This is a genomic window from Pedobacter sp. Leaf216, from assembly GCF_001421515.1.
Lineage (GTDB): Bacteria > Bacteroidota > Bacteroidia > Sphingobacteriales > Sphingobacteriaceae > Pedobacter.
Genome location: NZ_LMKM01000012.1, coordinates 183,208 through 195,673, shown reverse-complemented (window position 1 = coordinate 195,673; position 12,466 = coordinate 183,208). Strand labels below are relative to the sequence as shown.

Genomic DNA, 12,466 nt, shown 5'->3' with positions numbered 1-12,466 from the left:
TTATGAAAAAAGTTATCATTTACACTTTAGTTATTGCGGCATCTTTTTGCTTGCCTTCATGTAAAAAGTTTTTAAACGTACAGCCTTTGGATAAATTAACGGGTAACAACTATTTCCAGTCTAAAGAAGATGTTGTTGCCAATATTTACGATTTATCGAGGATTGTTTTTAGTAAAATAAACGAAACACACTATGTTGGTGCGGTTGGAGAATATAGGTCAGGTGAAGTGCTGCACGAAAGCCAGTCTGATAATGCCCCATCGCGAGAATATGTAGAATATTTGGGCAGAAACGATATATTAAATCTAATCAGAAGAGGGCAGCCCTGGGATTACTACAATTTTGATAGAATAACAAATTGGACAGGTTATTACAGGGCCATTCAAGGTGCAAACATCCTAATTGCAAAATTAGATGAGGGCGTACCAGGCGTTAACGATACCGAAAAAGGACAGTTTAAAGCTGAGGCTGCTTTTATCCGCTCACTTTGCTATTTCACCATGGTACGGTTATTTGGAGATGTTGTTTACTATACAGATGCATTTCACTCTACCTCATTACCACGTGAAAATTTTGTTTCTGTACTGAATAAATGCATCGCCGATTTAAATAGCCATAAAAACGAAATTCCATTTACTTATAGCGATCCTGCTTTAAAAGGTGTACGGGCAAGTAGAGGCAGCATTATTGCCTTAATGATGGAAATGAATATGTGGAATGCCGGTTTCGACAATGCAAATGCAAAAAAATATTATGAGGCTACCGCAGATTTAGGTAAAGAACTGGTTGCCAGTAATGCCTATCGGTTATTGCCGCTTAGCGAATGGTCAACCGTGATCAAAGGTCGTTCAGAAGAAAGTTTGTTTGAATTTTATCAAAGTATCAATTATGGAGATGCAGTATTGAACGTTGCGCCAATTGCCGATATGTTTTTGCATTACCCATATAAAAGGCCCGAGTATACCCACCGTGTAAGTTTTGCTTATTACAGGGGAGAGTATATGCAGAAAATTTTTCAGGATGGTAGTGATAAAAGAATAACCACCTGGTTTAACGAAGATATTTTTGCTGATAACGGAAAGTTCATGTTGTTGAAATATGCAAAAAACTCCTTCATTGTTGGTGAGGAAGATGCCAACCCTGATAATACTTTTATGATTTTCAGGTACGGCGGCGAATTGCTGCTTTATGCAGAAGCCCTTGCCAATTTAGGAGAAGATGCAGCGGCCATTGTATTGGTGAATAAAGTAAGAGAGCGTGCACAAGCAACAAAATACAGTGGTGGCGGAGGCTCAGAACTGAAAGATTTTATCTTCTACGAAAGATCTAGAGAGCTTATCGGCGAAGGCCACCATTACTTCGATCTGGTTAGAACCAAAAGAATTTTAAACAGTCAGTTTTCTTACAATGTACTTACATCAGATAAATTTAGTCGTGGTGCCTGGACCTGGCCCATCAGCTCAGATGCTGTGAACAATAATCCATTTATGAAACTGAATGAATACTGGGTTAATGGTGGTAATTAATTATTATAATAAAAGATATATGAAAAAGCTAATTTTTGCTTGTGCTGCTGTACTGCTTATATTAAATGCTTGTAAACGTGATGAATATTATCGTGATGGAGGATTGGCTGATCCTAATTTTAAAGGTAACATGCTTCAGTACCTGCAGGCTAAAAAAGTTCCTTTTGATACTGTAGCTAAAATTGTAAAGCTGGCGGGTTTGGAAAGTACGTTTTCTAATGATGACTTCACTTTTTTTGCATTTGATGATGATGTTATTAAAAGAACAATTGGAACAATTAGAACTGATGGGTTAAATAATTTTCTTTATTACTCAGGAAAAGATACCGTTAAAACTTTGGATCAGATTAGCCCGGCGATATGGAAAAAATATTTAATGCGCTATATGTTTAAAGGGGTAAACAGGTTAAAAGACTATCAACAGATAGATTTTGATGTGAGGACAGTTTATCCGGGTGGCTTATACTATTCGCTTGCAGGCAACATTGCCAACATTGGCGTAACCTATGCCACCGCAAACAATATCAAATACATCGGGTACCGCCAACTAAATTTAACTTATATACCAGATGCTTCAAAGCCTAATGATGATTGGCGTATAAATAAAGTATCATCATCAGATATAAAACCTACCAATGGTGTAGTACATGCTTTAGCCTTTAATGATATAGTGAACGGCGCCTATTTTGGATTTAACCGCGATGATTTTTACAGCGACGTATATTTTAGTGGTTTAGCTCCGTCTGATCCCACAAAATAAGTCATAACAGGTTTTACCTCAAGATATAAAACAATGAAAAATATTAAATTTATACTCGCAATAATCACTTTGATTGCTTTTAGCTTTCAAGGATGTAAAAAAGCAGATGAAGTGATCCCCGATCCTTATGCAGATGCAAAATCACCCCTGGGTGTGGCCATTTCGCAAACTGATATCCCTGTTCCGGCAGTAGGGCTGGTGGGTACAACAGTAACCATTAAAGCATCTGGCTTTGATAAATATAAAGATCAGTTGAGCTTTATGTTCAATGGCGAAAAAGGCGAAGTACTTAGTGTAACCGCTACTGAAATAAAAGTTAAAGTTCCTGAAACTGGAAGTACAGGCGTTACGTCTATCGCCATTGGCGATCAATTATTTATTGGCCCAACATTTACCGTAACCGGCCTTATCCAGGTCGACCCTACTTTTAAAGCTACGGCCGGTACTAATGGGTATGTAAGCCAGTTTTACGAAATGCTTGATGGACGGGCAATTGTTGTTGGTAATTTTACCAACTTCGATAATAAAGGTGGTGTAGTTCCAATTAACCGAATCGCCAGAACATCAATTGATGGTGAATATGACCGTACATTCCGTACCGGAAAAGGTGCAAATGGAGGCTTATCCAGTATTGTAGAAATTGGTAACCGTTTTATTGTAGCAGGTGGCTTTAGCGGATTTAACCAGCGTGCTGATAACATCAGCAACATTACCAGTTTGTTTACAAGCGGAGCAATTGACACTGTAAAAATTCAGACTAAAAGAAAACCAACAGCAACCGACACTGTTACGCAAAAGTGGTTTCCGAAGTTTAACGGTGGTACAAATGGTTATATTGACCGTGTATACAAACACCAGGGAAAAATTTTAGCAACCGGCGATTTTAGGTTTTACGTAAAAAGAACTTACGATAAGTTTAATTACGATTTATCAAGGGATACTGTAATATTGGACAGTACAGAAATTCGACAGATTTTACGCTTTAATTTAGATGGCAGTCTTGATAAAACATTCCGTTTTAACACCGTTACCAATAAGGGAAAAGAAAGTGCAAACGGACGTTCGTATACTTATATGCATACCGATGCAGAAAAGCTTGAAAAACTGGTTGTATTCGGTAATTTTAATACGTTTGATGGTCAGCCGGCCAATCGCATTGTGAGGTTAAACCCTGATGGAAACATTGATCCTACTTTTACTCCTGGCTCAGGAGCAGATAACTCCATAATTTCGTGTGTATATAATGCAACTACAAAAAAATATGTAATTACCGGAATTTTTAGCCAATATAATGGTAAACCAGCATTTGGTTTGGCCGTACTAAATGATAACGGGACTTTAGATGAAACATTCTCTTCAAGATCATTTGAAGGAGGCTATCCTAGTTTTGCGAAACAGCTTAATAACGGATTAATTGTGGTGAGCGGATCTTTTATAAAATATGGAGCTATTACCAGAAACGGTTTTATGGTTTTAACGCCATCAGGTACATTGGCAAAAGGATACAATGCAACAGGTCCGTTTACAGGAAAATTATCTGATGTTATAGAAACAAAATCTGCAGATGGTAAAAAAGCATTATTGTTAATCGGCGAATTTTATCGTTTTGATAATTTACCATTGTATCACATTATTAGGGTAACCATCGAATAATAGATTAAGCTAACCAAAATATAAATTAGGATGAGTATGATGAAAAAATATAAATTATTGATTGGCTTAATCGCAGCAATAATCACTACGGCTATATTTTCTTGTAATAAGGAGTTCGACAGAACAATTGGAGATAAGAATGCCAACGATACCACAACTGTAAAATACGGAAACCGTAAGGTGCTCTATTTAATTGTTGATGGGGCAAGGGGCCAATCTGTTTTAGATGCCAATACACCAAATATCGATGCAATTTTACCACACTCCATTTACAGTTGGGTGGGGTTAAGCGACCTTGATGCAGCCGCAAATGCAACCAATTGGGCCAATATGTTAACCGGTGTTTCAAAAGATAAACATCAAGTTACAACTGATGCGCTAACCAATAACGACCTGCAGAATTATCCAATAATTTTTAACAGAATTAAAGAAACGAGTGCAAAAAGTAAAATTGTTACCTACACTTCATCAACTGTATTTAAATCATTAACAACAGGAGCTGATGTAAGTAGCCTGGTGGCAAATGATGATGCCGTAAAAGCAGGATTGATAAGTAACTTAAACAGCGATACAGCAACTGTTGTTGTGGGCCATTTTACTGGGATTAATGCAGCAGGAGCAGCATCCGGGTACGACATTTCTTTTCCGGCTTATAAAACAGCTATCGAAAAATTCGATACTTCGGTAGGTGAAATTTTGGCCGCTTTAACAAAACGACCAAATTACAATAATGAACAATGGTTGGTTGTTATTGCATCAAGTGCAGGCGGCCAGTTTACCTTGCCCCCAAATGCCGATGATCAAACCATTTTTAGCCAGCCTAAAGCCAACTCATTTGTTATTTATTATACGCCAACATATAGCAAACGGATTCTTACCAAGCCATTTACCGGAAACCGGTACCTAGGTAAAACAATCCGCTTTAAAGGGAAAGATGTTAGGGCGCAAATTGATAGCGTTGATGCGACTGTTTACAATATAGACGATACCACAAAAGTAACCATAGAGCTTAAGGTTAAAAAGAATGAAGAAAAATTTTTCTGGCCAAGTGTTTTGGGTAAACGTAACGAGTGGTCTAGCGGTCACCCAAGTGTGGGTTGGGTAATTTATCTGGAAGAAGATTATTGGTATTTCGAATGGAGAGGTACCAAGGATGGAGATTACCATCAATGTAGGGGAGGCAGTTTTAGCAAAGGAAAATGGACAAATTTAACCGCTAAAATCGAGGTGCGTAATGGCCAAAGATTTGTTCGTACCTATACCAACGGTAGCTTTAATAATGAAGAAGAAATTACCGGATCAGGTTCATTAGCAAACTCAAATTCCCTAAAATTAGGTTATTTAAACGGCAATGGCCATGGAGAGCCTGATGTATATGTAAGTGATATCCGTTTCTTTAAATTTTCTGTTCCAGATGGAATGATCAGTAATTATGCCTGTCAAACCTCTATTGATCAGAGCCATCCATACTTTAATTTCTTGGTAGGATACTGGCCTGCAACTGATGGTAACGGTAACATTATGGCCGACTTGAGTTCTCAGGCACATGATTTCAAATTTCAGGGAATTTATACCTGGGAAAATTTTAACGATTTAATCTGCCCGCCAGCACCAGAAACACTGGCCATATTTGTTCCGCAAACTTCAGATATACCAGCACAGGTTATAAACTGGTTAAAAATTGCCAATAAGCAATCTTGGAGGTTAGATGGCCGAGTTTGGTTAGATCAGTAAGGATTATTCGATAATTAACATATCATAAAATGAAAAAAATTATATACATCGCATTGGTAAGCCTAAGCATCATTGGTGTTTATTCTTGCCGCAAATCACAGGTAGAGGATTTGAAACTCCCCGATCCCAATACCAGGAGTATTACAGGAGATGGCATTGTAGCCGGAAATGTTTCTATCGACAATGAATTTGTTAAAGTCCCTTTCAAGATTTCCCTAACAGGAATTGCAGAAGAAGCATTTCAGGTTGGTTTAACTTTAAATAACGATACCGTTACCCAGTTAATAAAAAATGGTTCAATTACGAATGGCATACTTATGCCATCAGCCGGAGTAGAATATCCGAACGTAATCAACGTAGCCTTTGGAACAGATAACAGCGAGGGTATTGCCATTGTACGCAGGTCAGTATTGGAACGTAATTATGGTAAAAAGGTTGTTTTTGCCTTAAAACTTTCGGCCCCGGGCAAAGGAAATAAAATTGCAGCGGGTAAATCTACTATTGTAGTGATAATTAATACTGCCGAGTTGTTAAAACCAACTGATATCCATTATTTAAGCTTAAATGGGGGTGGTACTTATACCGTGGTTTATCAAGGCAAGTACATTATAGGTCCGGCAGGAGTAACCATACCGCTTACAATAAGTTTGGAAAACCAGCCGTCTACAGCATTCAATGTTAAAATCAAAGAGAACATAGATACCATTGCCACTTTGGTGGGAAGAGGAACTTTACCTGCGGATGCAATCCATCTGGCAGCGAAAGATTATTTACTTGATACTTTAGTTCGATTTGCTACAGGAGCAACAAGTGCAACCGTAAGGCTTCAGATCCCATGGCCTGTATTTGATGCGAATATTGTTGCAAATAAAAAATTTGCATTTGCTTTAAATATCAGCGATGCAACAAACCACGTAATTCATCCAACAAAAAGCAAGTTAATTGTGGTGATAGATCCGAATGTAAATTTGGATAACAATTCTTATATCACCGGAAACGGGACTGGTTTAACTGCAAAATATTATACCAATACACAATTGGATCCGGATGACGGGCGTGCACCATTTGTAACAAGGGTTGATGAAACCATTAACTTTAGTGGTGATGGATGGCCGGATAATGTCAAAAATACCAGCGGAACGCAGTTAAGCAGAGATAATTTTGCAACCAGGTGGAAAGGTGAATTTTTGGCTCCGGTACGTGGCACTTACACCTTCTATCAAACCCGTTGGGATGATGGATCAAGATTATATGTAAACGGAGTTGCCTTAGTAAATGATTATACCACCCAATGGGATAAAGATACACGTAAGGGCACCATATTTTTAGAGCGCGGCAAACGGTATACAATTGAGGCACATCACCGTGAAAATGTAGGTGGGCAGCAAGCTTATTTAGAAATTGAAGTACCGGATATCTTGTCGAAAAGAGTAATACCAAAATCTCAATTATTTCCAACACCTTAAATATTAATAAGATATGAAAAATAACACAAAAAGATTATTCAGTATTCTATCTCTTTTAATACTTATTGTAATTACAACAGTAAAGTGTAAGAAGGATGCAGAAGAGGTGATCCCGGTAGTGGATGAACCTAAACCTACAGCAGGTTTTGATTACGCGGTAGCAAGCCCAACCAAGTTTTTAGAATATCAGTTTACCGGAAGCTCTACCAATTATAAAACATTGCTTTGGCAATTTGGCGATGATAGTACATCAGTAGCAGTTAATCCAAAACATGTTTATCGTTTTCCAGGCAAATATAAGGTTACTTTAACCACCAGAAACGGACAAGGTTATTCAGCTTCTAAAGAGGTCTTGTTAAATATTGTAGATCCTAATTTCGATCCAACCAAAATTGGCGAAAATTATATGCAAACTATTGGCGGTAAATATTCTGTCAACCTTGAAGCAGGTGCAGGTGCCGATTCTAATGAGGGATCGAAAAAACTGGTTGATAATGATATTAAAACCAAATTTTTGCAAGCAGGTTTTGATGGTACCCAGAGGTGTACTTTCGAACTCGCAACGCCACAGGTTGTTGGTGCTTATACGCTAACTTCAGGAAATGATGCCGAAGATAGAGACCCAAGGTATTGGATTTTGCAAGGATCGTTAGATGGCATCCAATATACCGATTTACATACGGTAACCACTTGTCCTTGGCCAAATCAAGGCGAAAGAAATGTAACCAAAAGATATTATTTCGACAATTTTGTAGCCTATAAATTCTATCGTTTATACATTAAAGCCAACAGAGGAAGTAGAGTTTTCCAACTATCTGAGTGGACAATCAATAAAAAACAACCCTAATTCATTTTAGCACTTATACACAATTTGAAAGATACATGGAGCTTAAAAACTTCATGTATTTTTTTGAAGTTTATTTTTAATTGTCTAAGTGACAATTAAAAATTTCAGTTTACGCTCAAAAGTTAATTATATTTTATACTTTAGTAAAACGTTTAACTATAGTTAAAATCTAACCGGAATATAATATCAGATTTCAATACACACACAAATTATGAACAAAATCAACACTTTTAAACGCATAGGCATACTGGGCTGCATGTTTATTGGCAGTTTGCTTAAGGCACAGGAGCGAAAAGCCCCGGCTTATCCCTTAATCACGCACAATACCTATTTCAGTATCTGGTCTACCACCGAAAAATTAAATGAATCTGCTACGCAACACTGGACAGGTGCCGATCATTCTCTATTGGGTATGATTAACGTTGATGGTAATATTTATCGTTTTTTAGGTAAAGAAACCACTACTTACAAAACTGTTGTACCCGCTTCTGATGAAAAAGGATATGAAGTAAAATATACTGAAACAGAACCTCAGGGCGATTGGAAAGCTGAGCAATATACTGCAAGCAACTGGCAAACCGGTGCAGCACCCATTGGCGATGATGCAAAGAATGTTAAAACCCTGTGGAAATCTCATGATATCTGGGTACGAAGAACCTTTAATGTTGCCAATCCAGCATCTATAAATGAACTTTTTCTAAAAATAAACCACGATGATAACATTGAAGTTTACTTAAACGGGAAAAAAATTTATAACAAAGAAGGGTGGACAAACAGTTTCCAATATATCGCTTTAAGCAATGGTGATAAAAGCACATTAAAAGCAGGTTCAAACGTAATCGCCATCCACTTATTAAATACCGCTGGAGGCCGTTTTCTTGATTTTGGCTTGGTTGAAAAACTGAAAGATAATGCCGAAAAGGTGCAGGTTGCAAAGCAAAAAAGTGTCGATATTAACGCTACACAAACCATTTATAACTTTACTTGTGGTAAAATAGATCTTAAATTAACCTTTACTTCGCCATTATTAATGCAAGATTTGGGCTTGTTTGCCCGTCCGGTTTCTTATGTTTCTTACCAGGTAAAAGCCAATGATGGTAAAACGCACCAGGTAAAAGTTTTGCTAAGTGCATCATCAAATATTGCCGTTTACCGTCCTACGCAAGAAGTTACCGCAAGCAAATACAGTACCGCCAAGTTATCGGTGCTAAAAACAGGTACAGTAGAACAGCCGATTCTACAAAAAGCAAGTGATGATATGCGTATTGATTGGGGTTACTTTTATGTAGCTGCACCAAAAGCAAGTAATGCAATACAATTTGTAACCGCAGAAAAAGATGCATCAGATGCTTTTAGAAAAGGCAATTCTGCTTCAACAGCTAAGCAGGGCAAAATGCTGGCTCTAAATACAATTGTTCCTTTCGGTGCGGTAGGCAAGGCCCCTGTAGAAAAATATGTAGAATTGGGCTACGATGAAATTTATTCAGTTCAGTATTTTAATAAAAATTTAAGGCCATGGTGGAACACCTCAGGTAAAGAAACCATAGAAGCACAATTAACTGCTGCAGCAGATGAATACAAAAATGTGATTCAGAAATGCGAAGCTTTTAACAAAACTTTATATGCCGATGCATTAAAATCAGGTGGCAAAGAATATGCAGATTTATGTGTTTTAGGCTATCGCCAGAGCATTGCAGCACATACTTTGGTTAAAAGTCAGCAAGGTGAAATTTTATGGTTATCAAAAGAAAACAACAGTGGTGGTTTTATCAATACTGTTGATGTAACTTACCCATCAGCACCATTATACCTGATATATAAGCCAGAATTGTTACAGGGCATGTTGAACGGAATTTTTTATTTCAGCGAAAGCGGGAAATATCCTCATCCATGGGCAGCTCATGATTTAGGTACATATCCATTGGCAAACGGACAAACTTATGGCGAGCCAATGCCTGTGGAAGAATCGGGTAACATGATTATTTTAACTGCCGCCATTGCAAAAGCGCAAGGAAATGCTAATTATGCAAAAGCGCACTGGAAAACATTAACCACCTGGGTTGATTATTTAACAAAAGAAGGTTTAGATCCGAAAACGCAGCTTTGTACCGATGATTTTGCCGGTCACCTTGCCCGTAATGCCAATTTATCGGTAAAAGCGATTGTGGGTATTGCCTGTTATGCACAAATGGCTAAAACATTGGGTTATGATGATGTGGCTAAAAAATACCGTGCAATTGCTGAAAGTATGGTGCCAAAATGGATTGATATGGCTGATGCAGGCGATCACTATGCTTTAACTTTCGACAATAAAGATACCTGGAGCCAAAAATATAACCTGGTTTGGGATAAGGTTTTAAATTTAAATCTGTTTCCTCAGAAAATCTACGATACCGAAACCAAATATTACCTAACCAAACAAAACAGGTATGGCATTCCGTTGGATAGCAGAAAAGCATATACAAAAAACGATTGGATTTTGTGGACAGCTACTTTCGCCCCAACACAAAAAGAATTCGAAGCCTTGGTACATCCAGTTTACAAACATGCCATTGAAACCGATTCGAGAGTGCCGCTTAATGATTTTTATGATTCAAATACCGGTATACGTGATAATTTTAAAGCCCGTAGTGTTGTAGGCGGTTTTTATATGAAAATGCTTGCCGATAAATTAGCTGGCAAATAAGATTACCTATAAATTAACAATCAAAGGTTCTGCATTAATTTGTAGAACCTTTTTGTTTTTGTTCCCATGGTCTGTGTCCCCACAGACCGCATAGATAATTCTATATATTAATGCTGGGCTATACTCTTGTTTGGAGTCTCATCTTCCGAAATTAATGTTGTTGTATAAAGCAGGAGATATTTATTATTTGACCTATCGGTCGGTGTCTCACCGACCGAAATAACCAAGCTAAACAATAGCTTTACTCCCTGCAACCCTCAAAATGGAATGCTATTCTGGCCATTTAGCCCCGGTTGAAGCGTTACCCTGCAGCAACGAGGTACGAGGCAGCGAAGCGTAAAAGCGCAAAACGGGAGGAAACGTATTATTATGTACACGCCTTGCGCTCCAAAAAATAAAGATTGTGTAATTATTCCTGTCCATTTGGCTATGCCCTTCTACTACGCTCAAGGTGACACTGTTTTTCGATTGACCTATCGGTTGGTGTCTCACCGATATACAATGGCAAAAAGTATTTTTAAAACTCAAACTCCAGCTGATTATCTTCAGGTTTTTCGATCACTACATCATCATAAAACCTTGATAAAGTTATTCCTAAAAGCCTTACCTGTGTTGTGCCAATTGCCGCTTCATCTAAAAGTTTAATGGCTTCGGCGTAAATCACTTCTGCTTTATTTATTGGGGTAGCAAAAGAGCGACTGCGAGTAATGAGCTTAAAATCAGCAAATTTAATTTTTAAGGTAACTGTTTTGCCACTCAGCTGGTGTTTTTCTAGTCGGGTGGCCACCGTTTCGCTAATTTGCTTCAATAGGTCGTGCATTACCGAATCTTCGTTGGTATCTTCCGAAAAGGTATCTTCGGCACCTACAGATTTGGCTTCGCGGTTTGCCCTAACCGGGCGTTCATCAATGCCACGCACTATTTTATAATAAAACCGCCCTGATTTTCCGAATTGAGCAACCAGTTGCGATTCCGTTAATTTTTTTAAATCCGCTCCAGTATTAATCTGCATGGCTTTCATTTTTGCTGCCGTAACCTTGCCTACTCCGAAAAACTTTTCAACGGGGAGTTTCTCCATAAAAGCCTTAATTTTCGAAGGACCAATAAACGTTAAGCCATCGGGTTTATTCATGTCAGACGCTACTTTAGCCACAAATTTATTGGTAGATACCCCTGCCGAAGCTGTTAAATTTAACTCATTTTTAATTGCATCTTTAATCGATTGTGCAATGTCGATTGCAGAGCCAATTCCCAATTTATCTACGGTAACATCGAGGTAGGCCTCATCTAGTGATAAAGGTTCGATAAGATCTGTATAACGACTAAAAATTTCTCTAATGGCTTTAGAGGCAGTAGTATATGCATCAAACCGCGGATATACAAAAATGGCCGATGGACAGAGCTGATAAGCCTTGCTTGATGGCATTGCTGAACGGATTCCGTATTGGCGGGCTTCATAACTGGCTGTAGATACCACTCCTCTACTATCGGGTTTACCGCCAACTACGAGTGGTTTACCTCGGTATTCGGGGAAATCGCGCTGCTCTACAGATGCATAAAAAGCATCCATATCAATGTGGATTATCTTTCTTAACGCTATTGAGGTTTCATCGGGCATGTAGAATAGCTAAATTTCGCTATTTTTTTAGTATTTTAATATAAGATTTTTTTCTTTACACAATATGGCGTGTTGCAATCGTTTTACACAAATGAAAACCAGGAATGTGAATGATAGAAACGGCTGATCAATGAATCAATCAGATATGAAGATTTATAAATATAGAAGCAGGCGTT

The 12,466-nt window shown here is 38.0% G+C and carries 8 protein-coding genes; 7 read left to right on the top strand and 1 reads right to left on the bottom strand.

Annotated features, from left to right (window positions below; all coding sequences use genetic code 11):
* Window positions 1–2 precede the first annotated feature (2 nt).
* The 7 genes from ASE74_RS10585 (at window position 3) to ASE74_RS10555 (ending at window position 10,672) form a co-directional block, all read left to right on the top strand.
* Window positions 3–1,526, top strand: coding sequence for a RagB/SusD family nutrient uptake outer membrane protein (locus ASE74_RS10585; protein ID WP_055908318.1), 1,524 nt, complete (start codon window positions 3–5; stop codon window positions 1,524–1,526).
* A 19-nt stretch (window positions 1,527–1,545) separates the two neighbouring features.
* On the top strand, window positions 1,546–2,286 hold the full coding sequence (locus ASE74_RS10580; RefSeq protein ID WP_157255400.1) for a hypothetical protein: 741 nt from the start codon (window positions 1,546–1,548) through the stop codon (window positions 2,284–2,286).
* Window positions 2,287–2,319: 33 nt separating this feature from the next.
* Window positions 2,320–3,939, top strand: coding sequence for a DUF5008 domain-containing protein (locus tag ASE74_RS10575; RefSeq protein WP_055908312.1), 1,620 nt, complete (start codon window positions 2,320–2,322; stop codon window positions 3,937–3,939).
* A 36-nt stretch (window positions 3,940–3,975) separates the two neighbouring features.
* Window positions 3,976–5,673, top strand: coding sequence for a DUF4983 domain-containing protein (locus ASE74_RS10570; protein ID WP_162235807.1), 1,698 nt, complete (start codon window positions 3,976–3,978; stop codon window positions 5,671–5,673).
* Window positions 5,674–5,702: 29 nt separating this feature from the next.
* Complete coding sequence (locus ASE74_RS10565; RefSeq protein WP_055908305.1) at window positions 5,703–7,139, top strand: PA14 domain-containing protein; 1,437 nt, start codon at window positions 5,703–5,705, stop codon at window positions 7,137–7,139.
* A gap of 13 nt (window positions 7,140–7,152) precedes the next feature.
* Window positions 7,153–7,986, top strand: a complete 834-nt coding sequence (locus tag ASE74_RS10560; RefSeq protein ID WP_055908302.1) for a PKD domain-containing protein — start codon at window positions 7,153–7,155, stop codon at window positions 7,984–7,986.
* 211 nt (window positions 7,987–8,197) lie between these two features.
* Window positions 8,198–10,672, top strand: coding sequence for a glutaminase family protein (locus ASE74_RS10555; protein ID WP_055908299.1), 2,475 nt, complete (start codon window positions 8,198–8,200; stop codon window positions 10,670–10,672).
* Window positions 10,673–11,189: 517 nt separating this feature from the next.
* Here the strand turns inward: ASE74_RS10555 and dinB are convergent.
* Window positions 11,190–12,290, bottom strand: coding sequence for a DNA polymerase IV (gene dinB, locus ASE74_RS10550; RefSeq protein ID WP_055908296.1), 1,101 nt, complete (start codon window positions 12,288–12,290; stop codon window positions 11,190–11,192).
* Window positions 12,291–12,466 lie beyond the last annotated feature (176 nt).